15 protein-coding genes are annotated in these 23,732 nt (G+C 72.6%); 14 read left to right on the top strand and 1 reads right to left on the bottom strand.

Annotated elements, in window-relative coordinates; all coding sequences use genetic code 11:
- Positions 1-13: 13 nt before the first annotated feature.
- From AB0B02_RS11895 to AB0B02_RS11885, 3 genes are read left to right on the top strand one after another with little or no spacing between them, the layout of a single operon-like run.
- Positions 14-4,723 carry an amino acid adenylation domain-containing protein gene (locus tag AB0B02_RS11895; RefSeq protein ID WP_357299600.1) on the top strand — a complete coding sequence of 1,570 codons (4,710 nt, stop codon included), beginning with the start codon at positions 14-16 and terminating at the stop codon, positions 4,721-4,723.
- The gene (locus tag AB0B02_RS11890; protein WP_281939228.1) at positions 4,720-5,970 is read left to right on the top strand and encodes an MFS transporter; all 1,251 of its coding nucleotides are present in this window, start codon (positions 4,720-4,722) and stop codon (positions 5,968-5,970) included. Before AB0B02_RS11895 ends, AB0B02_RS11890 begins: the two co-directional genes overlap by 4 nt.
- Positions 5,954-6,703, top strand: coding sequence for an alpha/beta fold hydrolase (locus AB0B02_RS11885; RefSeq protein ID WP_281939230.1), 750 nt, complete (start codon positions 5,954-5,956; stop codon positions 6,701-6,703). Before AB0B02_RS11890 ends, AB0B02_RS11885 begins: the two co-directional genes overlap by 17 nt.
- Positions 6,704-6,766: 63 nt before the next feature.
- Here AB0B02_RS11885 and AB0B02_RS11880 read toward each other — a convergent pair whose 3' ends face one another.
- Positions 6,767-6,982 (bottom strand): MbtH family NRPS accessory protein, encoded by a 216-nt coding sequence (locus AB0B02_RS11880; RefSeq protein ID WP_281939232.1) that lies wholly within the window; start codon positions 6,980-6,982, stop codon positions 6,767-6,769.
- Positions 6,983-7,188: 206 nt separating this feature from the next.
- On the opposite strand from AB0B02_RS11880, the gene panD reads away from it, so the two are divergent.
- The 11 genes from panD to AB0B02_RS11825 all read left to right on the top strand — a co-directional run bounded on the left by panD (position 7,189) and on the right by AB0B02_RS11825 (position 23,715).
- Positions 7,189-7,620 carry an aspartate 1-decarboxylase gene (gene panD / locus AB0B02_RS11875; RefSeq protein WP_281939234.1) on the top strand — a complete coding sequence of 144 codons (432 nt, stop codon included), beginning with the start codon at positions 7,189-7,191 and terminating at the stop codon, positions 7,618-7,620.
- A gap of 10 nt (positions 7,621-7,630) precedes the next feature.
- Complete coding sequence (locus AB0B02_RS11870; RefSeq protein ID WP_281939246.1) at positions 7,631-8,347, top strand: alpha/beta fold hydrolase; 717 nt, start codon at positions 7,631-7,633, stop codon at positions 8,345-8,347.
- A complete protein-coding gene (locus AB0B02_RS11865) occupies positions 8,344-9,192 on the top strand; it encodes an SDR family oxidoreductase (RefSeq protein WP_281939248.1) in 849 nt (282 codons plus the stop codon). Before AB0B02_RS11870 ends, AB0B02_RS11865 begins: the two co-directional genes overlap by 4 nt.
- A 147-nt stretch (positions 9,193-9,339) precedes the next feature.
- Positions 9,340-11,853, top strand: coding sequence for an amino acid adenylation domain-containing protein (locus tag AB0B02_RS11860; RefSeq protein ID WP_357299593.1), 2,514 nt, complete (start codon positions 9,340-9,342; stop codon positions 11,851-11,853).
- Positions 11,854-11,991: 138 nt separating this feature from the next.
- Positions 11,992-12,648, top strand: a complete 657-nt coding sequence (locus AB0B02_RS11855; RefSeq protein ID WP_281939252.1) for a VTT domain-containing protein — start codon at positions 11,992-11,994, stop codon at positions 12,646-12,648.
- A 192-nt stretch (positions 12,649-12,840) separates the two neighbouring features.
- On the top strand, positions 12,841-14,430 hold the full coding sequence (locus tag AB0B02_RS11850) for a tryptophan halogenase family protein (RefSeq protein WP_281939254.1): 1,590 nt from the start codon (positions 12,841-12,843) through the stop codon (positions 14,428-14,430).
- Between the two features lie 83 nt (positions 14,431-14,513).
- On the top strand, positions 14,514-14,825 hold the full coding sequence (locus AB0B02_RS11845) for a winged helix-turn-helix domain-containing protein (RefSeq protein ID WP_281939255.1): 312 nt from the start codon (positions 14,514-14,516) through the stop codon (positions 14,823-14,825).
- Between the two features lie 30 nt (positions 14,826-14,855).
- The gene (locus AB0B02_RS11840; RefSeq protein WP_281939256.1) at positions 14,856-15,125 is read left to right on the top strand and encodes a hypothetical protein; all 270 of its coding nucleotides are present in this window, start codon (positions 14,856-14,858) and stop codon (positions 15,123-15,125) included.
- Positions 15,126-15,201: 76 nt separating this feature from the next.
- Positions 15,202-17,427 carry an MMPL family transporter gene (locus tag AB0B02_RS11835; RefSeq protein WP_357299587.1) on the top strand — a complete coding sequence of 742 codons (2,226 nt, stop codon included), beginning with the start codon at positions 15,202-15,204 and terminating at the stop codon, positions 17,425-17,427.
- A gap of 101 nt (positions 17,428-17,528) precedes the next feature.
- Complete coding sequence (locus AB0B02_RS11830) at positions 17,529-18,752, top strand: cytochrome P450 (protein ID WP_357299583.1); 1,224 nt, start codon at positions 17,529-17,531, stop codon at positions 18,750-18,752.
- 25 nt (positions 18,753-18,777) lie between these two features.
- Entirely contained in the window at positions 18,778-23,715 is a 4,938-nt protein-coding gene (locus AB0B02_RS11825) for an amino acid adenylation domain-containing protein (RefSeq protein ID WP_357299580.1), read from the top strand.
- Positions 23,716-23,732 lie beyond the last annotated feature (17 nt).

Here is a 23,732-nt window from a genome sequence, read left to right as displayed (position 1 = left end):
GAGTCTGGATTTTGTGGGTCGGGCTGATGACCAGGTGAAGGTGCGTGGTTATCGGATCGAGTTGGGTGAGATCACGGTGGTGTTGTCGGGTTGTGTCGGTGTGCGGGACGCGGTGGTGTTGCTGCGTGGTGGTGGGGTGGAGGCTCGGCTGGTGGCCTATGTGGTGCCGGTGGCGGGTGCGCGGTTGGATGTGGCGTCGTTGCGGCGGGCGTTGGCGGTGTCGTTGCCGGAGTACATGGTGCCGGCGGCGTTCGTGGTGTTGGATCGGTTGCCGTTGACGGCGAACGGGAAGCTCGACAAGCGGGCGTTGCCGGAGCCGGATGGTCGGGCGTTCGGTCAGGTCGGCTATGTGGCGCCGGAGAACGTGGTGCAGGAGCGGCTGTGCGTGGTGTGGGCCGATGTGCTCGGTGTGGACCGGGTCGGCATCCGGGACAGCTTCTTCGAACTCGGCGGCGACTCCATCCGCGCCGTGGCCGTCGCCGGCCGCCTCCGCGAGGACGGCCTCGCCGTCACCGCCCGGGACGTGCTCTCCGGCCGCACGGTGACCGCCCTCGCCGAGCGGCTGACCGCGGGCGGCCACGCCACCGAGTCCGGCGTCGAGCCGTTCGCGCTGATCGGTGACGAGGACCGGACCAGGCTTCCGGCGGATGCGGCCGACGCCTACCCGCTGTCGCAGAACCAGCTCGGCATGCTGGTGGAGATGACGGCGTCGGCCGGGCCGCTCAACTACCATCGGGTCGCCACCGCGCGCATCCCGGCGACGGAACCGTTCTCGGCCGACGCGCTTCAGCGCACCGTGGACGAACTGGTCGCCCGGCACGACGTGCTGCGCACCTCGGTCGACCTGACCGGTTACACGGTTCCGCTACAGGTGGTGCACGCCGCCGCGGCGCTGCCGGTGCGGGTTGCCGACCTGCGTGGCGAATCGGCGGACGGATGCGAGCGGGCCCTGCGTGACGCGCTCGACGAGGAGAGCCGCACACCGTTGCCGCACGAGTGCGCACCCCTGCTGCGGATCCGGGTGCACCTGCTGCCCGGCGGCGAATGGACGCTCTTCATCACCCAGTCCCATCTGATCGTGGACGGTTGGACGTTCAGCCGGCTCCGTGCCGACCTGCTCGACACGTACCGGGCGATCCGCGCCGGGCAGGAGCCGCCGGAGCGGCCACGGCCGGCGGTGCGCTTCGCCGACACCATCGCCGCCGAGGTACGCGCGCTGGCCTCGCCGGAGGACCGCGAGTACTGGCGTCACCTGGTCACCGGGCGTGGGCCACTGGTGTTGCCGGCCGGGCTGGGCGGCAGCGGAGCCGGCTCCCACCGGTTCGACCTCGAGTTCGGCGACCTCGCCGGCCCGCTGCGGGAACTCGCCTCCCGGGCCGGCGCGCCGATCAAGAGCGTGCTGCTGGCGGCGCACCTCGCCGTACTGCGGCAGCTCAGCCCCGAGCGCCGGTTCCACACCGGCCTGGTGGTGCACTGCCGCCCGGAGGCCGCGGGCGCCGAGCTGGTGTACGGCTCGCACCTCAACACGGTGCCGTTCCCGGTCGACCCGGCCGCCGCCGACTGGGCGGACGAGGTGCGCCGCACCTTCGACCGCGAGCTGGAGATGTGGCCGCACCGGAACTTCCCGATGCCGGCGATGCAGGTGGAACTCACCGACGGCGGGCGGCTGCTGCACACCTTCTTCAGCTACGAGGAGTTCGACACCCCCGCGGGCCGGCGCCCACCGACCACGGACGGCGGCGGCTTCAGCCGGAACGAGTTCCCGTACGCCGTCACCGCGAGCGACGAGCGCCTGGTCCTCCAGGCCGACGACGCGGTGCTCGACCGCGAGCACGGCGAGCGGGTGATCGCGATGTACCGGGCGGTGCTCGAGGCGATGGCCGCCGGCACCCGCGCCGACCGCGTGCACCTGCCCGTGGGCGAACGGGACTGGCTGCTCGCCCAGGGCACCGCGCCGGCCGGCCCCGCCGGGACCACCGCGCTCCACCAGATCGAGGAGCACGCGGCCCGGACGCCGCACGCCCTGGCCGTCGTCACCGACGACGGGCGCCTCAGCTTCGCCGAGCTGGACGCCCGCGCCGACCGGATCGGGCAGTACCTGCGCAGCCGTGGCGTCACGGCGGAGTCGCGCGTGGCGGTGCTGCTGCGCCGCGGCCCCGACCTGGTCGCCACCATGCTCGGCGTGTGGAAGGCCGGCGGCGCGTACGTGCCGCTCGACCCGGCGAACCCGCCGCAGCGGCTGCGGGACCTGCTGCGTACCGCCGACCCCGAGGTGATCGTCTCGGAGGCGGCGCTCGCGGGGATCATCGCGGCGGACCCGGATCTCGCCAGCCGCGGCGTCCTGCTGGACAGCGACGCCGCCGCGTTCGACGGCGCCCCCGCCGGGCGGCCGCCGCGGATGGACGACCCGGATCTGACCGCGTACGTCATCTTCACCTCCGGCTCGACGGGTGTGCCCAAGGGCGTGCAGATCAGCCACGGTGCGCTCGCCAACTACCTGCGCTGGGCCCGGCCGCAGTACCTCGGCGGCGGCCGGCGGGCGGGCAGCGCGCTGTTCTGCTCGATCTCCTTCGACGTGTCGGTGACCTCGCTGTTCATCACGCTCTCCGACGGCCTGCCGGTGCACCTCGCGCCGCAGGACCTCGACCTGGGGCGGCTGGGTGAGTGGCTGCTGCGGCACGGGCCGTTCGACCTCGTCGACCTGACGCCCAGCCTGTTCGACCTGCTGGCCGGTCAGCTGACCGACGAACAGTTCGAGGCGGTCACCGACCGGCTGTCGCTGGGCGGCGAGGCGTTCCGCGGTGCGGCGGCGGCGCGGCTGTACGGCGCGTTCGGCGACGGCCGGGTCATCAACTCGTACGGGCCGACCGAGGCGACCGTGGCGAGCACCGAGCACGTCCTGACCGGCTGGCGGGGCGGCGACACGGTCCCGATCGGCCGGCCGATGCTGGGGACCAGCGCGTACGTGCTCGACGAGCGGCTGGACCCGCTGCCGGTCGGCGTGCCGGGCGAACTGTTCCTGGGCGGCGAGTCGATCGCCCGCGGCTACCTCGACCGTCCCGGACTGACCGCTGACCGCTTCGTCCCCGACCCGTTCGGCGCCCCCGGCACCCGGCTGTACCGCACCGGCGATCTCGCCACGGTGCTGCCGGACGGCACGCTCGAGCACCTCGGCCGCCTCGACGAGCAGGTCAAGGTGCGCGGCAACCGGGTCGAGCCGGGCGAGATCGAGTCGGTGCTCAGCGACCACCCGGAGGTGAGCGAGGCGCGCGTGCTGCTGCGCGGCGACCGGCTGACCGCGTACCTGGTGCCGGCCGGCGAGCCGGTGAGCGGGCTGCACCTGCGGGAGTGGCTGGCTCGGCGGCTGCCGGAGTACATGGTGCCGTCCGCGTACGTCTCGGTTCCCGCCATCCCGCTCACCCACAACGGGAAGCTGGACCGGGCCGCGTTGCCCGACCCGGACGGCGCCGCGCTCGCGCACCGGCCGTACGTGCCACCGCGCTCGGCGGCCGAGCGGCGCATGGCCGAGCTGTGGTCACAGGTCCTCGGCGTCGACCCGATCGGCCGCGACGACCGCTTCTTCGAGCTGGGCGGCAATTCGCTTGTCGTCTTCCGGCTGATCTCGGCGGCGGCTGCCGACGGACTGGCGCTCTCGCTGGTCCAGGTCTACGCCGACGACAGCCTGCGCGCCGTCGCCGCGACCGCGGAGCCGGTCCGGGCGGAGGTCGGGCCCGTGTCCGCCGCCTGGAACGACCCGCTCACCACACCGGAGGTTCCCGGCGTGAGCGTGGCGGTGCTGCGCGACGGCGAGCTGGTCGACCTGCACGCCGAGGGCCTGCTGACGGCCGGACGGCCGGAGCCGGTGACCGCGGACACCCTGTTCCAGGCCGGCTCGTTGAGCAAGCACGTCACCGCGTTCGGGGTGCTGCGCCTGGCCGACCGCGGCGTGCTCGACCTCGACCGGCCGGTGCGCGATTACCTGCGCGGCGACTTCCTGCCGCCGGGCTCCCCGATCACGCTGCGGCACCTGCTCGCGCACCGGTCCGGCATCGCGCCGGCCCCGGCGCCGGGCCACCCGCGGGAGGGCGGGCTGCCCGCCGTGACCGACCTGCTCCGCGGGCCGGACTTCCGAGTCCACGGCTCGCCCGGCGACGCCTTCGAGAAGGCGAACGCGCACTACTGGGTGGTCGAGCAGGTGCTCACCGACGTCACCGGCACGCCGCTCGCCGACCTCATGCGGGAGCTGGTGCTCGACCCGGTGGGGATGGCGGCCAGCGACTTCGGCCAGGAGTTCCCCGAACGGTACGCGGGTTCGGTCGCCACCGGGCACACCGCGGACGGCCGGCCGCTCGACGGCGGCTGGCTGCGCTGGCCGGACATGGCCGCGGGTGGCCTGTGGACCACGGCGGCCGACCTGGCCCGGCTGGCGCTGGAGATACGCCGCGCGCACCTGGGTCGCCCGCAGGCGCTGCTGTCCCGGCCGGCGGCCGGCGAGCTGCTGACCGTTCAGCATCCGGACAGCGCGTACGGGCTGGGCACGGTCGTCGACGAGAGCGCCACCGAATTCGGGTACGGCCACGGTGGCTCGGCCGACGGCTACCACGCGATCTCGCTGTGCCGGCTGAGGCGGGGTTCCGGGGTGGTCGTGCTGACCAACTCCGACGCCGGCGCCGCCGTGGCGAAGCGGCTCGTCGCCGGCGTGGACGGCGGGCAGTCGCGATGACCGCACTGACCGACACGCCCGTCGTGCCGCTGCGCCGCAACCGGGACTTCCTGGCCCTCTGGATCGGCGCCGGGCTGACCAGCCTGGGCGGCACCGTCGCCACCGTCGGCTTCCCGCTGCTGCTGGTGTTCGCGGGCCGTTCGACCGTGTCGGCCGGCTGGACCGGGTTCGCCGGGCTGCTGCCCATGCTGCTGGTGCAGCTGCCGGCCGGGGTCATGGTCGACAGGTGGGACCGCCGCCGCACGATGATCTGGTGCAACGTGGCCGCACTGGCCGCGGTCGGCGCCGTCGGCGTCGCGGTCGCCCTCGGCGCGCTCTGGCTGCCGCTGCTCATGGCGGCCGCCTTCGTCGAGGGCACCGCGGCGATCGTCTACCGGCTCGCCGAGCGGGCCGCGGTCAGCAACGTGGTGCCCGCGCCGCAGCTCAGCTCCGCGATGTCGCAGAACGAGGCGCGTACCCGCGCCGCCGGGCTGATCGGGCAGCCGCTGAGCTCGTCGCTGTTCGTGCTGCTGCGCGCGGCGCCGTTCCTGTTCGCGGCTCTCAGCCACCTGCTCGCGCTGGGCAGTCTGCTGTTCGTCCGGGGCAGCTTCCAGCAGGAGCGCGCGAGCACCGCACGCAACCTGCGCCGGGACCTGACCGAGGGCATCTCCTGGGTGCTGCGCCAGAGGTTTCTGCGCAGCGCGCTGGGCTTGGTGGCGGTGACGAACATCCTGTTCCAGATACTGTCGCTGGCGCTGCTCGTGATGGTGCGCGACGCCGGCAGCTCGCCTGCCGTGATCGGCGTGATCGGTGCCGTCTCCGGGATCTGTGGCGTGTTCGGCGCGTTGGCCGGGTCCGCCGTCAACCGCCGGCTGGACCTGGTCACCGTGCTGGTCTCGGTGCTGGTCGCGTGGGCCGTGTTGATGTTCCTGATCTCGCTCGGCCCGCCGATCCCGCTGCTGGCGCTGCTCTTCGCGTCGACCACCATGCTGGGTGCGCTGCTCAACGTCGTGGCCGGCACCTACCAGCTGAGCATCACGCCGGATGCCCTGCAGGGCCGGGTCGGCAGCGTGGCCGGGCTGCTCGGCTCCGGCGCCAACTCGCTCGGCGCGCTCGGGGCCGGCTTCCTGCTGGCCGCCGTGCCGACCGCGGCCGCGGTGGCGGGGATCAGCGGGGTGATGCTCGCCCTCGCGGTGGCCGCCGTACTCAGCCCCGCCGTGCGCAGCGCGCGCACATCTCGAGGAGGCCTGGATGACGACCGTGGATGACCGCACGTCCGCGACGCGCGAATGGCTGCGGATATTCGACCCGCGGCCGGCCGCGACGCGACGGCTGATCTGCTTCCCGCACGCGGGCGGCACGGCCGCCGCGTTCCGGCCGCTGGCCCTGGCCGCCCCGCCGGACGTCGAGGTGGCGGCCGTGCAGTACCCCGGGCGACAGGACCGGTTGGGTGCCGAGATGCCCGTCGGGATCGCCGCGCTCGCCGACCAGATCGTCGAGGCGATCGGGCCGGGCATCCGCCGCGACACCGCCCTGTTCGGTCACAGCATGGGCGCCATGGTCGCCTTCGAGGTGGCCCGCCGGCTACGCCCGCGGTTTCCGGCGCCGCTGGCGCGGCTCATCGTGTCGGCCTGCAAGGCACCCTCCGACGTGGTGGCCCGCAAGCCGCTGCTGGACGACGAGGGCATCCGCGAGTTCGTCCGCGACCTGGGCGGCACCGGCACGGTGGTGCTGGAGAACGAGGACGTCTGGCACCTGTTGCTGCCGACCCTGCGGGCCGACCTGCGGTCCATCCGCAGCTACGAGTACCGGCAGGGTCCGCCGCTCGGCTGCCCGATCGTCGCCGTCGCCGGTTCGCTTGACGAGTCCGCCACGGTCGAGGACATGCGGCGCTGGCGCGCGCACACGGTTTCCGGCTTCGTGGCGCGCAGCATGCCGGGTGGGCACTTCTACCTCAACGACCTACCGCAGGAGCTGGTGGAGCTGCTCACCCAGGCATGATCCCGGGGTGCACGCGCGAATGGCGGTGTGCCCGTGGGGCACACCGCCATCCGGCGGCGCCGCTCAGCTCGCCGTCTCCGCCATCCGGCGGCGCAGGCTCAGCGGGCGCATGTCGGTCCACACCTCGCCGATGTGCTTCAGGCACTCGTCACGGGTGCCCTCGACGCCGTCGCCGCGCCAGCCGGCGGGGACGTCCCGGTCGGCCGGCCAGATCGAGTACTGCTCCTCATCGTTGAGCACGACCTTGTACCGCTGGTTGTCTTCGCGTTCGTCGGCCACGACGGCCTCCTTCACCGGACGGGTGTCATTGCTAGCGATCCTGCGGGCCCGCCGATATTCCGCCTATACGCCAGCTACGGACGGCCGGGCGGCGGCGCGGCGGCCACGGATGGTGGCTGCCGTGATAGGCGGCATATAGGCGCAATATCGGAGATCGACCGACGGTGGCGTGCACATGGCGACTGACGACTGTCGAGGGACGAATCATGTTTACGACGCTGCTGAAGTCGAAGATCCACCGCGCTACGGTGACCCAGGCCGACCTGCACTACGTCGGGTCACTGACCGTCGATCGCGACCTCATGGACGCGGCCGGCCTGGCCGTCGACGAGAAGGTGGACATCGTCGACGTCGACAACGGGAACCGGCTCTCGACGTACGTCATCGAGGGCGCGCGCGGGACCGGAATGATCGGTATCAACGGCGCCGCGGCACGGCTGATCAGCCCCGGCGACCTGGTGATCATCATCGCGTACGGGATGTACACCGAGGCCGAGGTGCGCACGGCACGGCCGCGCGTGGTCTTCGTCGACGAGCGCAACCGGATCCGCCTCCTCGGTGACGACCCGGCCGAGGTTCCCGAAGATTCCGGGCTGTTCCGCGGCGACGTGGTCGACCCTGTCCACCAGCCGAGCTGAGGAGACCACCGTGCCGTCGGTCACGCTGATCTGCCTGCCCTTCGCCGGGTCGGGCGCGTCATTCTTCAAGAAGTGGCAGTCCGCCGCGCCCGCCGACTGGCGGGTGCTGGCGGTCCAGTTGCCCGGCCGCGAGGAGCGGCTGGACGACGAGCCGCACACGACCGTCGCCGCCGCGGTCGACGAGGCGCACGCCTGGCTGCGTCCGCGGCTGGACGACGCCGGGCGAATCGTGATCTTCGGGCACAGCCTCGGCGCCGTCCTCGGGTACGAGCTGGCGCGGCGGATGTCCGCCGGTGGCCCGATCGCCGGGCTGGTCGTCAGTGGATCGCCCGGCCCGGGGACCGTACGCGAGAATCCGGCCGCCGGGCTGGACGACGACGCGTTCCTGGCCGCCGTCCGCCGCCTGGCCGGCTACCGCCATCCGGCGATGGACGACCCGGAGATGCGCGAGATGATCCTGCCGATGCTGCGCGCGGACGTCGCGATGCACGAGGGCTACCGCCCGCCGCCGGGACCGCCGCTGCGGACGCCCGTGACGGCCGTGCGCGGCGACGGCGACGACCTGGTCACGCCGGCCGAGTGCGGCCAGTGGGCGGACACCACGACCGCCGCCTTCACCAGCGCCGAGCTGCCCGGCGGTCACATGTACCTGACCGAGCCCGGCGGCGAGCGCGCGCTGTTGCGGCTGATCGACGGCAGCCTGTTCGCCCGGCCGGGGATGTCATGACCGCCGCGCCGACGATCGCCAACGACCTGACCGGCCGAACCGCGATGGTGACCGGGGCCGGGCGTGGCCTGGGCCGGGCCATCGCGGTGGCGCTGGCTGGTGCCGGCGCCGACCTGGTCCTGCTCGACGTCGCGCGGGACCTGCCCGGGGTGCCGTACCCGATGGCCTCGCCCAGCCAGCTGGAGCACACCGCCGCGCTCTGCCGCGACGCCGGCGCCGCGGTGCTGGCGCGGCAGGCCGACGTGCGGGACCTGCGCGCGATCGAGGAGTCCGTCGACGCCGCCACGCAGCGGTTCGGCACGATCGACGTCCTGGTCAACAACGCGGGCATCGCCGCGCCGTCCGGCCGGGCGGTCCACGACATCGACGAGGAGCAGTGGGAGCTGATGCTCGACGTCGACCTCAGCGGCGCCTGGCGCACGATCCACGCCGTCGGTGGCCTGATGATGCGCAGGCGCTCCGGCAGCATCGTGAACGTCTCCTCCACCGCCGGCCTGGTCGGCTATCGCCACTTCGCCGGGTACGTCGCGGCCAAGCACGGCCTGATCGGACTGACTCGGGCCGCCGCGCTCGACTACGCGCCGTACCGGATGCGGGTGAACGCGGTGTGCCCCGGCTCGGTCCGCGACGACCCGCGGGTCGAGGGCCGGATGCTTGCCGAGATCGCGCGGTCGCTGGAGGTGCCGGTCGCCGAGCACGAGGAGACGTTCGTCCGCGACCAGCCGATGAACACCCTGATCGAGCCGGACGACGTGGCCGGTGCGGTGCTCTGGCTCGCCGGTGACGGCGCCCGCCAGGTCACCGGAAGCGTGCTGACCGTCGACGGCGGTTTCACTGCCCGCTGAGTGCGAGGGAGATTGACCGTGTTGTCCGGAAACCACGGCTGGTGCGTCGCCGCCCCAGGCGACCCGGCCGATCTCGAACGGCGTTTTCAGGAGGCGGCCGCGGTCTGGTGGCCGGGCCCGCGAAGCCCGCGCCTGTGGGTCGACCGCGTGCCCGCGCCCGTGGGATCGGATCTCGCCGACCGGCGGCGGCGGGCCGAGCTGGCGCACCCGGCCGATCCGCTGCGGGCCGTGGTGCTGACCTACCCAGGCGGTGCGGCCGAGCTGATCCTCGTGGCCGACCGTTCCGCGGTGGACGCGGCCTCGCTCGCGTTCGTCGCCGACGTCGTGCTCGGCCACCGCAGCGGGCCCGAGTCGCGCTCTGCCGCGCCCGTGCCGCTGCCCGCGCCCGGGGCGTCCCCGTTCGACTGGGCGGTGCCCGACCCCGCGGCGCACGGGCGTACGGGGGTGGTCCGCGTGCCGCTCGGCCCCGGACCGACCGATGGCCTGCTCGCCGACGCGGTCGCCGCCGTCCTCGCCCGCTACGACGACGAGCGCTGTCCCGCCGTCGTGACGCTGGGCCGGGCACCGCAGGCCCCCGGACCGTTCGTCACGGGCGGCGACAAGGACCCGTACGCCGCAGTCCTGCTCGGCGAGTTCGACGCCCGTTACCGTCCCGGCCCGGCGGCGCCGTTCCCACTCACCTTCCTCGTCCGGCGCGGCGCCGACGAGCGCTTCCTGGAGCTGCATCATCAGGAGCACGCGGTGGACGGCGCGTCGGCCCGCCGGTTCGCCACCCACGTCGCCCACGTGCACGCCCAACTGGGCGGCCCGGCCGCGGAGCCCGGCGACGTCGAGTTGCTCGACGAGCACGAGTGCGCGCGGGTGGCCGCCCTCGGTGAGACGCCCGAGCCGCCCGGATCGCGCGCCCATCTCGACGAGCTCTTCACGGCCCGGGTCGCGCTGCACCCGGAGGCGCCCGCGCTGACCTGTGACGGGCACACGCTGACGTACCGCGAGGTGGACCAGCGGGCCGGCCGGTTCGCCGCGGAGCTGCGGTCGGCAGGCGTACGGCCCGGCGACCGGGTGGGCATCTGCCTCGAGCGTTCGTCGCACCTGGTCGTCACCATGCTCGCCGCGGTCCGCGCGGGCGCCGTCTACGTCCCGATGGACCCCGCCTACCCACGGGCCCGGCTGGAGTACACCGTGCGGGACGCGGGCCTGGTCCTGATCGTCGCGGACGGGGGCGTGCTCGACGGACCCGGCCTCCCGCCGGTCCTGACCACCGCCGACCTGGCGGCGGGGGAGGCGGACGGGCTCGTCCCGCACCGGGACCACGGCGCACCCGCGTACGTCATCTACACCTCGGGTTCCACCGGGCGCCCGAAGGGCGTGGTGGTCCCGCACGAGAACGTCACGGCGCTGGTCGCCGCCACCCGCGGGAACTTCGGGCTGGGGACGGCCGACGTGTGGACGTTCTTCCACTCCGGCGCGTTCGACTTCTCCGTCTGGGAGATCTGGGCCGCCCTGCTGACCGGCGGCCGGCTGGTCGTCGTGCCGTACTGGACGTCGCGATCGGTGGAGGACTTCCACGCTCTGCTCGCCCAGGAACGGGTGACCGTCCTGAACCAGACGCCGTCGGCCTTCGCGCAGCTGGTCGCGGAGGACGCGCGGGCCGACCGGCGGCTCGCGGTTCGCCTGGTGATCTTCGGCGGTGAGCCGCTGGACGCGCGGCTGCTGCTGCGGTGGCACGACCGCTACCCCGAGCCGGCGTGCCGTGCGGTGAACATGTTCGGCATTACCGAGACGACGGTGCACGTCACCGAGCACACGGTGACCCGCGGCGACGCGCTGGCCGGGTCGCGCTCGGTGGGGCGCGCACTGCCCGGCTGGTCATTGCGGGTCATCGACGAGCGGGGCCGCCTGCAGCCGATCGGGGCGCCGGGCGAGATCTGCGTCGGCGGCCGGGGAGTGGCGGCCGGCTATCTGGGCAAGCCCGCCCTGACGGCGCAGCGCTTCGTTCCCGATCCGTGGTCCGGCGGCCGGATGTACCGCAGCGGCGACCGTGGTCGGCTGCGCGCCGACGGCAGCCTGGAGCATCTCGGGCGGATCGACAGCCAGGTCAAGATCCGGGGTTTCCGGATCGAGCTGGACGAGATCCGTACGGTGCTGCTCGCCGACCCGGCCGTCACCGCAGCCGCCGTCGTGGTCGGTGGCGGCCGTAACGGCGACGCCGCCGAGCAGCGCCTGGACGCCTACGTCGTGCCGCGCGGGGAAGGCGTGGCGGGAGTCCGGGAGCGGGCGGCCCGGATGCTTCCGGAGTACATGGTGCCCGCGACGGTGACGGCGGTGGAGTCCTTGCCGCTGACCGTCAACGGCAAGCTGGACCGCAACCGGCTGCCGGCGCCCGCCGTCGGCCGACCGCCTGCACCCGCGTCCGCGCCGGCGGTCGCTGCCGACGGGGGTCTGGCGGGGGCGATGGCCGCCGTCTGGCAGGACGTGCTCGGCGTGCCGGTGGACGGCTCGGACAACTTCTTCGAGCTGGGCGGCAACTCGCTGTACGCGGTCCGCATCGCGTCCCTCATGCGCGAGCGAGGGCTGCCACGCCTCCCACTGAGGGAGCTGTACCGCCATCCGCGGCTCGATGAGCTGGCGGATCACCTGGTGACCGCCGAATCCCCCTGACCGTCGGCAGATCGACGCCGAGAAACGTCAGGGTCAATCTCCGGGGCGTCGCTCTTGTTAACTCCGATCGGCATGTGCAAGTCTGGTTTTGCACATCACCAAGGCGGCGCCTGCCGTGATCGGACAGGAGGTGGAACGATGCTTGCGCACCTGATGCACCTGGCCGGATCGCCGTGGATCTACGTTCTCACCGCACTCGTGGTCACGGTCGACGGTGTCTTCCCCGCCCTGCCGTCCGACTCGCTGACGATCTGCCTGAGCGCGCTCGCCGTCGCGGGCCAGCCGCACCCGGTCGGCCTGCTGGTGGCAGCCGCCGCAGGCTCGGTGGCGGCCGACTACCTGGCCTACCTGCTGGGCCGTAGCACGCTCGGGCGGCTCCGCCGGAGTCGCACCGGCGCCCTCGGTGCGGCGCTCGCCCGCGCGGAACGCGCGGTGGAGCGGCGTGGCGGCGTGGCGCTGCTGGTCGGCCACTTCCTGCCCGGCGGGCGCACGGCCGCCACGCTGGCGGCCGGCTCGATGGGGTTCCCGCTGCGCCGGTTCCTGCCGGTGAGCGTGCTCGCCGGCGTGCTGTGGTCGCTCTACATGAACGGCCTCGGACGGCTCGGCGGCATGGCCTTCGCCGATCGTCCCCTCATCGGTGCGATTCCGGGCATCGTCCTGGGTGCGGCGATCGCCGTCGTCCTCCAGGTCCGGGCCCGTCGTGCCGCCCGACGCGCCGCCGCCGCAGCCGACCCCCCGCGGCTCGGTGTCGGCGCCCGGCGGAAGGTCGAGCGCCGGGAGCCGGTTGCCGTCTGACCTTCCGCACGACGGCCCGGTGCGCTTCGGCGTGCCGGGCCGTCATCCTGTCCGGGATTCGCCCGGATAGCTGGAATATAGGCCGCCTATCAAGGCCCTTCGCGACAGTGGCGTCGGCGCGGATTCGCCGCGCGGCAGGCCACGATCCGTCCCCACCCGGGACACGGATCCGATCCGAAGGGTGCCATGCGAATGGAAGACAACAGGCTCAGAAGTGTCGTCGTCCTCGGCGGCGGGACGGCCGGCTGGATGTCGGCCTCCTACCTCGGCCGGGCGCTCGGGCCGCACGTCCGGATCACGGTCGTCGAGGCGCCGTCCATCCCGAGTATCGGCGTGGGCGAGGCGACCGTGCCGAACCTGCACAAGACCTTCTTCGACTTCCTCGGTCTGGCCGAGGAGGACTGGATGCGTGAGTGCAACGCCAGCTTCAAGATGGGGATCAAATTCGTCAACTGGCGTACGCCCGGCGCCGGTTCCCCGAAGCCGCGGCAGCTCAACGGCTACAGCGACCACTTCTACCACCTGTTCGGGATCCTGCCGAACTCGGAGAACCTGCCGCTGTCGCACTACTGGGCGGCGAAGCGTGTCGCTGGTGAGACGGATGAGCCGTTCGACTACGCCTGCTACCGCGAGTCGCCGGTGTTGGACGCCAACCTGGCTCCGCGGTTCGCCGACGGGACCAAGTGGACGAACTACGCCTGGCACTTCGACGCCAGCCTCGTCGCGGCGTTCCTACGACGGTTCGCCACCGAGAAGCAGGGTGCGATCCACATCGAGGACGAGATGGTCGACGCGGAGGTCGACCAGCGCGGCCACATCACCTCGCTGCGGCTGAAGTCGGGCCGGACCGTCGACGGCGACCTGTTCGTCGACTGCACCGGCTTCCGCAGCCTGCTGATCAACAAGGTGATGCGCGAGCCGTTCCTGGACATGAGCGACAACCTGCTGAACGACCGGGCGGTCGCCACGGCGGTGCCGCACGACGACGAGGCCGACGGCGTCGAGCCGTTCACCTCCTCGATCGCCATGCCGTCGGGCTGGACGTGGAAGATTCCGATGCTGGGCCGCTTCGGCACCGGGTACGTCTACTCCAGCCGGTTCGCCGATCAGGACACCGCCACCCGGCAGTTCTGCGAGTTGTGGGGGCTGGACCCGGAGACGCAGCCGCTGAACCACATCACGTTCCGGGTGGGCCGCAACCGCCGGGCCTGGGTGCGCAACGTGGTCAGCATCGGGCTCTCCTCGTGCTTTCTCGAGCCGCTGGAGTCGACGGGCATCTACTTCATCACCGCCGCGCTCTACCAGTTGGGCAAGTTCTTCCCCGACCGCAATTTCGACCCGGCGCTGCGGGATTCGTTCAACGACGAGATCGAGCACATGTTCGACGACTCGCGCGACTTCCTGCAGGCCCACTTCAGCCTCTCCCCGCGCCGGGACACCCCTTTCTGGCGGGCCTGCAAGGAACTGGTCCTGGCCGACGACATCAAGCGGAAGATCGCTCAGTACCGTGCCGGGCTGGCGATCAACATGCCGATCACCGACGAGTCGACCTACTACGCCAACTTCGAGGCGGAGTTCCGCAACTACTGGACCAACAGCAGCTACTACTGCGTCTTCGCGGGTCTCGACGTGCTTCCGGAGCACCCGCTGCCGGCGCTCACCTACCGCGACGGCGCGATGCAGCGGGCCGAACCCATCTTCGCCGAGATCAAGCGGAAGCAGCGGGAGCTGCTGGACACGCTGCCGAGCACGTACGAGTACCTGCGCCAGTTGCACGGCTGAGCCGCGGTGAGCGGTCCGCGCCGGGTCCGGTTGTTGCCTGGTTAGGCATGTGCTAAGTTTTTTATGCACATGCAGGAGGTCACGTGGAGCCCGCTACGGTGAACGGTGACGAACTCGTCGAAACGCTGGCGACGCTGGCAAACCCGCATCGCATGCGGGTCATAGGGGTGCTCGCGAAGCGGCGCAACTATGTCAGTCAGCTGGCCCGCGAGTTGGGCATCAGCCGGGCGTTGCTGCAGGTCCACCTGCGCAAGCTGGAGGCGGCGGGCCTTGTGGACTCGCAGCTCGAGTTCTCCGAGGACGGCAAGGCGATGAAGTTCTACGAGGTCCGTGACTTCGCGCTGACCCTGACGCCGGAATCCATCGCGGACGCGGTGCGGACACTCACCAAATGACAGTCGCAGCGGTAAAAGGGGAATGCTGGCATGGACGCATTGGCCTGGCAGGAAGTCATCGGAGCCATCGGGCTCTTCGCCCTGGTGATCACCGTTCTTGCCCTGGTGATCCGCGAGGTCGCCAAGACGCTGCGCGCCAAGGCTGCCATTGCTCGCGACAACGACTATCGCGAGTTGGCGAAGCGTTCCACGGCCGCTGAGGAGGCGGTGGAGGGAAAGCTCACCGGGATCGACACCCGAATGGCGGGCCTGGAGGAGCGTCTGGCCGCCATCGAGCGCATCCTCAAGGACGTCGAGTAGCGCTCGTGGTGCACGGGCCCGGCGCTCGGAGGCACGACAGAGAAACGCCGTCTTTTTCAAGAGGGGAATTGTCTCTGTGTCCATCCAAACTGGAGACGTCCGGAAGCCGTTCGCCGAGCGCGTCGCGAGCTGGTCGGTGCGCCATCGATGGCCGGTGCTGGTCGGCTGGCTCGTCCTGGTCGTGGCCACCGTCCTCGGCAGCTCGCTGATCAGCGGCAACGGCGCACCGGCTCATGATCCCGGCGAGTCCGGGGTGGCCCAGCAGGCTCTGCGCGACCAGCCGGAGTACCTGCCCATCCGGGAGAACGTGCTCATTTCTCCGAGCGGGCCGGGTAGCTCAGGGTTCGCGTCGGACCCCGAGGCGCGGGCGGCCGCGGCCGACGTGGTCGACGAGCTGCGTGAGATGCCGTCCGCGGTGTCCGACGTCCGGTCACCGCTGGACCCGGCCGCACCCGGACAGGTGTCCGCGGACGGCCGGTCCGGCCTGGTCACCTTCGTCGTCGCCGGGCCCGACGAGGCGATGCTCGACAACTACCAGAAGGCGACCGACGCGGTCAGCGCCGTCGCGGCCACGCACACCGGCGTGCGCATCGACCAGGCGGGCGACCGGAGTCTCTCCGCCACGGTGGACGACGCCATCAAGAAGGACTTCAAGACCGCCGAGACCACGTCGCTGCCGCTGACGATCCTGATCCTGCTGGTCGTGTTCGGGTCGCTGATCGCCGCCGGCATCCCGCTGCTGCTCGCCGCGACCACCGTGGCCGCCGCCATGAGCGTGCTGTCGGTGGTCGACCTGGTGGTCCCGATCAACAGCGCCACCTCGTCGATGATCCTGCTGATCGGCGTGGCCGTGAGCGTCGACTACTCGTTGTTCTACCTGCGCCGGGAACGGGAGGAGCGGGCCGCCGGCAGGGAGACCGGCGCCGCACTGGAGATCGCCGCCCGCACCTCGGGACGTGTCGTGGTCATCTCCGGGCTGACCGTCATGCTCTGTGTCGGCGGCCTCTGGATGACCGGCCTCGACAACTTCCGCGGCCTCACCATGGGCACGATCACCGTGGTCGGTCTCGCCGTCATCGGCTCGGTGACCGCGCTGCCCGCACTGCTGGCCATCCTCGGCCATCGCGTGGACCGGGCGCGGGTGCCGTGGCTCGGCCGCCGGCGCACGGTCGCGCGGGAGTCGCGCTTCTGGACGGCCGTGGCCCGCAACGTCGTACGCCGCCCTCTGCTCTGGGGCACGGTCGCGGTCCTCGTGCTGGTGGGCCTGATGGTGCCGGCGCTCGACATGCGGCTCCAGGACGCCGGGCCGACGAACAGCCTGCCGCGCAGTGTGCCCGCCGTCGACGGTGCGGTCCGGATGCAGGCCGCGTTCCCCGGAGCGGCCGCACCGGAGCAGGTGGTCGTCTGGGGAGCCGACGCCGCAAGCCCGCAGATGACGGCCGCGACCGACGAGCTGCGCCGGCGGATCGGCGCCAGCGGAGGACTGCTGCACGAACCGGTGTCGGTGATGCGGGTGGGTGAGGCGCTGGTGGTCCGGGTCCCGCTCGACGGCAACGGCACCGACCAACGGTCCAACCAGGCACTGCGCGAACTGCGGCAGGAGGTGCTGCCCGCGACGTTCGGCAAGGTGCCCGGTGCGAAGTTCGCGGTGGCCGGCAAGACGGCGTTCGCGTACGACTTCACCCAGCAGGTACGGCAACGAATGATCTACGTGTTCGCCTTCGTGCTGCTGCTCGCGTTCGTCCTGCTGAGCCTCGCGTTCCGGTCCTGGTGGCTGCCGGTCGCCTCGATCGTGCTCAACCTGCTCTCGATCGGCGCGGCCTACGGCGTGCTCACCTGGGTGTTCCAGGACGGGCATCTGAGCGGCCTGCTGGGCTTCACGGCGTACGGCGGCATCACCGACTGGCTGCCGCTCTTCATCTTCGTGCTGCTGTTCGGGCTGAGCATGGACTACCACATCTTCATCCTGAGCCGGGTCCGTGAGCGCCGGGCGGCCGGTGCTGACGTCCGCACGGCGACCGTGGGCGGTGTCGGTGCGAGCGCCGGCGTGGTGACCAGCGCCGCCGCCATCATGATCGGCGTATTCTCGGTCTTCGTGACGCTCTCCGCCATCGAGTACAAGATGCTGGGTGTCGGCATGGCGGTGGCGATCCTGATCGACGCGACGGTGGTGCGCGGTGTGCTGTTGCCGGCCGCGCTGGCGCTGCTGGGTGACCGCGCCTGGTCGCGCCGGAGCCTTTCCCGGGAACGGGAGCTGAAGACCGACCAGGCCGAGCCGGAGGTCTACGCGCACGCCCACTGACCCGGGCACACTGAGCCGACCCGCGCCCCCGCGACCACCGTCGCGGGGGCGCGATAGCTTCGGTACCGGAGAAATATAGTCCGCTCCGGACGCTTGGAGAGGTGACTGACACCTCCGCCGGGACGCGGCCGCCGAGCCTGCTGGCCCTCTACGACCCGCAATGGAAACTCGACCCGTACGCGCTGTATCGCGCGATGCGGACCGACGGCGTCGTGGTGTGGGACGAATGGATGCGGACCTGGCTGGTCCTCGGCTACGCAGAGATCGTTCAGCTCTCCAAGGACGAGCGGCTCACGGGCGCGCGCGTCGAGTCGTTCTACGAGCAGCTGCCGGCCAGCGCGCGTACCGAGATGAAGCCGCTCAAGACGGCGCTCGCCGACATGATGCTGTTCAACGAGCCGCCTCGGCACACCCGGCTGCGGCGGCTCATCAAGCCGGGCCTGACCCCGCGCTTCATCCGCGAGCTGCGGCCACTCGTCCAGGAGATCGCCGACGACCTGCTCGACCAGGTGGCCGGCAGCGGGCGGATGGACGTCATCCGCGACTTCTCGGAACCGCTCACCCGCCGCGTCGTCGGCAGGCTGGCCGGGGTGCCGGACGATGCGCTGCACCTGCTGAGCGACTGGCCCGGCCTGCTGCACGAGTTCTTCACGCAGTCGCGCCGGGCCGTGCCGCGCATCAACGACCTGCGGGCCGTCTTCGACCGGCAGACCGCGGCGCGCCGGGCCGGCACCGCCGACGACCTGTTCAGCCGGATGATCGCGGGACAGCTCGACGAGGCGGACTACACCGACGACGAGGTCTTCGCCAACTTCCTGCTGCTCATCGACGCCGGGCAGGCCACCACCACGCACGTGATCGGCAACGCGGTGCTGGCCCTCATCCAGCAACCGGACCAGCAGTCGCTGCTGCGTGAACGGCCAGAGCTGGCGAACGGCGCCGCGTACGAGTTCCTGCGTTACGACGGCTCGGTGCAGTTCACCTCCCGGGTGGCGCTCGACGACCTGGAGATCGGCGGGCGGCACATCAAGCGGGGCGACACGGTCACGCTCGTACTCGGCGCGGGCAACCGAGATCCTGAGCGCTACCCCGACCCGGACCGGCTCGACGTGGCCCGCCACGCGACCGACCAGCTGTCCTTCGGGTACGGGATCCACTACTGCCTCGGTGCCGCCCTGGCCGTGACCGAAATCGAGATCGGCATCGCTGCCCTGCTGCGCCGGGCCGGCGACCTGCACACCGTCGACGTCGAGCCGGACTGGCTGGAGAGCGTCAACTTCCGGTTCCTGCAGCGGCTGCCGATCACGTTCACCCCCCTCGGCTGACCCGCGACGACGCGAGGAGATCGACATGACAACCGAAGCCGTACCGACCTCGGCGCTGGTGGCCCGGCACGCCGCGACGCGACCCGACGCGGTGGCGTTGGCCGACGGCGACCGGGAGGTCACCTACGCCGAACTCAACAGCAGCGCCGACCGCCTGGCGGGACTCCTGGTGGAGCAGGGGCTGCGGCCCGGTGAGCCGGTCGGTGTGCTCCTGCGCCGCCGCGCGGAGCTGGTGATCGCCCTGCTTGCGATCTGGCGGGCCGGCGGGGCCTATCTCCCGCTCGCGCCCGACCATCCGGCGCAGCGCCTCCGCGGCCTGCTGGCCGGCAGCGGCGCCCGGTTCGCCCTGACCGAGGCGGACACGCAGGCGCCCGTGGTGGCCGCCGGTGCCCGCGCCGTCGTGCTCGACGACGCCCTCGCCACGTCCGCGCACCGCCCGGCCGAACCTGCCCTCCGCCCGATCGACCGGGACTCGGCCGCCTACGTCCTCTTCACCTCGGGATCCACCGGCCGCCCGAAGGGCGTGGTGATCCCGCATGCCGGTTTTGACAACCAGCTCGCCTGGCGGGTCCGCTGCCACGGGTTCGGCGCCGCCGACCGGGTGCTCTTCAAGACGCCTGTCACCTTCGACGCGGCGGGCTGGGAGATCTTCGCGGTCCTGCGCGCCGGCGGCACGGTGGTGGTGGCGCCCGACGGCGCGGAGCGCGACCCGGCGTCGCTCGTGCGCCTGGTCGCCGAGCACGGCGTCACCGTGCTGCAGGTGGTGCCGTCCCTGCTGCGCGCGCTCGTGCACGAGACGGGCTGGGATCGCTGCACCGGGCTGCGGCTGCTGTCCAGCGGCGGCGAGCAGCTGACGGCCGAGCTGGTGCAGGACTTCCTGGCGGAGGTCGAGGACAACACCGAGTCGGTCACCGTCTGGAACACGTACGGCCCGACGGAGTGCTCGATCGAAGCCGTGGCGCAGGAGGCGGACCCGCTGCAACGGTCCGGGCCGGTGGCGATCGGGCGGGCCATCGAGGGCATCCGCACCGTCCTGGACGGCGACGAGGGCGAGCTGCTCCTCGGTGGCGTCGGCCTGGCGCACGGATACCTCAACGACCCGGCGCTGACCGCCGAGCGATTCGTGCCCGACCCCACCGGCGACGGCGCCCGGCTCTACCGCACCGGTGACCGGGTGCGCCGCCGCGCGGACGGCGCTCTCGAGTTCACCGGTCGCCTCGACGACCAGCTCAAGATCAACGGCGTGCGGATCGAACCCGGCGAGGTCGAGGCCGCGATGCTGGACCACCCAGCGGTACGGGCGGCGGCGGTCTCGGCGTATCGGGCGTCGAGTGGCGCGATGCGGCTCGCGGCCTATGCGGTCGCCGCGCCCGGAGCCGACCTGACGACGCTGTCGGGCTTCCTGGCGACGCGGCTGCCCGCCACCCACCTGCCGGCCGCGATCGTGCCGATGGACGCCCTGCCGAGCACGTCGAGCGGCAAGGTCGACCGCAGGGCACTGCCCGTACCCGGCGCCGGGTCCGGGGCGACCTCCGGCGCGCCCGCGTCGCCGGAGGAGGCGCGAATCGCCGGCCTGTGGCGCGAGGTGCTGGGCGTCGACCGGGTCGAGCGCGACGACGACTTCTTCCGGCTGGGCGGCTCCTCACTTCAACTGGTGCAGCTGGCCAACCGCCTGCGCTCGGCGTACGGCCGCACGATCGCGCTGGACGCGTTGCTGTCGCCGGCGACCGTGACCCGGCACGCCGAGCTGGTCGAGGCCGCCCGCCACGACCACCACCGGATCGAGCGGGCGCCGCGCGAGGGCGGCCTGCCGCTCTCCGCCGGCCAGCAACGGATCTGGCTGCTGGACCGCCTCGACCCGGGCAGCCGGGAGTGGGTCTCGGGCGTCTTCCTGACGGTCCCGGCCGGCGTACCCGAGTCGGCGGTGCGGCAGGCGCTCGACGCGCTGGCCGCCCGGCACGAGTCGCTGCGCACCCGGTACGCCGTCGTCGACGGCGAGCCGAAGCAGTACGTACAGGAGCCGCGCCCGGTCCCGCTGCGGACCGTCGCCGTGCCCCGCGCGGAGCTCGGCGACGTTCTCGCCGACGCCACCGGTGCGGGCTTCGACCTGGAACGTGGCCACCTCGTGCGGGCGCTGCTGCACACCGACCCGCAGACCGTCCCGGACGGCTCACGGACCCTCGTGCTGCTCGTGCACCACATCGCGAGCGACGGCTGGTCGTCCGCGATCCTGACCCGCGAGTTCGACGAGCTGCTGGCCGGCCGCGGCGCGGACCTGCCCGAGCCGCCGATCCAGTACGCCGACTTCGCCGCCTGGGAACGCGCCGCCGCCGACGCGCCGGCGCGCCGCGCGGACCTGGACCACTGGCGCGCGGACCTGGCCGGGGCCGCGGCCACCGAGCTGCGCACCGACCGGCTCCGCCCGGCCGTCCGCGACAGCGCCGGCGCCGTCGTCCCGTTCGCGATCCCCGAGCCGCTCGCCCGGTCGATGACCGAGCTGGGCCGCGACAGCGACGCCACGGCGTTCATGACCATGCTGACCGCCTTTGCCGTGCTGCTGGCCCGCTACACCGGCCAGTGGGACGTCGTGGTGGGCGCACCGGTCGCCGGCCGCAGCCGGCCGGAGACCGAGAACGTGGTCGGGTTCTTCCTCAACAGCGTGGTGCTGCGCTGCCGGCTCGACGGCGCGATGACGGTCGCCGAGGCGCTGGAGCGGGTGCGGGACGTCTGCAAGCAGGCGCTCTCGCACCAGAGCCTGCCCTTCGACGAACTGGTCGCCGATCTCGCGCCGCCGCGCGACTCGTCCCGAACCCCGCTGTACCAGGTGGCGTTCGACTTCCACGGCGCCGAACTCTCGGGCGCCCCCGAGGACGAGGCGGACCTGGACACGCTGGTGCACGCCTCCCGGGTCGCCAAGACCGACCTCACGCTCTACGTCCGGCCGCAGCCGGACGGCGCGATGGTCGGCCTGCTGGAGTACGCCACGTCGCTGTTCGAGCGGGCAACGATCGAGCGGATGGCCGGGCACCTGACCGAGCTGGTGTCCGCGATCTGCGCGCACCCCGGCGGTCGCCTGTCGGAGCTGGACTTCCTGCCGGCCGGCGAGCGGGAACTGCTGACCGGGTACCGGTCGGTTCCGGCGCGGACCGGCGACGCCACGGTGCTCGACGGCTTCGAGCGGCAGGCGGCGGCCACGCCCCGGGCCGTCGCGGTCGTCACCGACCAGGATGAGCTGACGTACGCGGAGCTGGACGCGGCCGCCAACCGGTTCGCGCACCACCTGCGGTCTGCGGGCGCCGGGCCGGAGTCCACCGTGGGTGTCCTGCTCGACCGCGGTCCGGCGCTGCCGGTGGCGCTGCTGGGGATCTGGAAGGCCGGCGCGGCGTACCTGCCGCTCGATCCGCAGACGCCGGCGGCCCGGGCCGGGCTGGTGCTCGCCGACGCGGGCGCCCGGCTGCTGGTCACCGCCCAGTCCCACCTGGACCGGCTCGGCGAGAGCCTGACCGACGTCGCCGTGGTCGCGGTGGACCGGGACGCCGCCGTGATCGACGCCGCCGACGCGCGGCGCCCGGAGCGGAACACGGCTGTCGAGGCGCTCGCCTACGTCATCTACACCTCCGGGTCGACCGGTTCGCCCAAGGGGGTCCAGGTCACCCACTCCGGTCTGGCCGGGCACGTCAACTGGGCGGTGCAGGACCTCGCTTCCCGCGGCACGGGCGGCGCGCCGGTGTTCCTCTCGGTCGCCTTCGACCTGGTGGTGCCGAACCTGTGGGCGCCGCTGCTGGCCGGGCAGGCCGTCCGGCTGCTGCCGCAGGACCTCGACCTGACCGAGCTGGGCGGCCGGCTGCTGGCCGCGGGGGCGTTCTCCTTCATCAAGCTGACCCCTGGCTACCTCGACATCCTCCGCCACCAGCTCGACGCCGGGCAGATGTCGGCGCTGGCCGCGACGATCGTGGTCGCCGGCGAGGAGTTGCCGGTCCCGCTCGCCGACGCGTGGGCCGCCGCGCTTGGCCCGGAGAATCTGATCAACGAGTACGGCCCGACCGAGACGACCGTCGGCGCCAGCATCCATCCGGTGACCGCGCCCGTCCGCGGTGAACGCGTGCCGATCGGCCGCCCGCTCCCCGGCGTCACCCTGCACGTGCTCGACGATCGGCTGGCGCCTCAGCCGATCGGGGTGGTCGGTGAGCTGCACGTCGGCGGCGCCGGCGTGGCCCGCGGCTATGCCGGGCGGCCGGCGGCGACCGCCGAGCGGTTCCTGCCGGACCCGTCCGGGCCGCCCGGCTCGCGGATCTACCGCACCGGCGACCTGGTCCGGTTGCTGCCCGGCGGCACGATCGAGTTCCTCGGCCGGCGGGACGAGCAGGTCAAGGTGCGCGGGTACCGGATCGAACCGGGCGAGGTGGCCGCGGTCCTGCGCGATCACCCGGCGGTACGCACCGCTGCCGTCGTGGTGGACGGCACGGGCGAGGCCGCCGCGCTCGTCGCGTATGTCGTCCCGGCCGATCCCGCGACCGTACCGGCGGACCTCGCGGCCTTCTGCGCCGAGCGGCTGCCTGCCTACCTCGTGCCCGCCGCCTTCGTGCCGCTGGCCGGGCTGCCGCTGACCGCCAACGGCAAGCTGGACCGCGGCGCGCTGCCGCCGGCGACCGCGCCGCGCGAGGCGGCACCGAGCGTCTCGGTCAGCGGCGTCGTGCAGGAGCGCATCGCCGAGATCTTCGCCGAGCACCTCGGCGTGCCGGTCGACGCCGGCACCCACTTCTTCGCCGCGGGCGGCAACTCGATCCTCGCGATCCGGGTCATCGCCGCGATCCAGGCGGCGTTCGACGTTCCCCTGTCGATGCGAACGATCTTCGACGGGGACACGGTCGCCGAGATCGCCGCGGCGGTCGAGCAGGCCGTCACCGCGGAGATCGCCGGCATGTCCGATGAGGAGGTCGTGGCCAGCAGTTCCGACGCGTAACCGGACCGTACCCAGCA

The sequence above is a fragment of the Micromonospora sp. NPDC049240 genome (assembly GCF_040647835.1).
Lineage (GTDB): Bacteria > Actinomycetota > Actinomycetes > Mycobacteriales > Micromonosporaceae > Micromonospora.
This window is presented reverse-complemented; position numbering and strand designations above follow the sequence as displayed.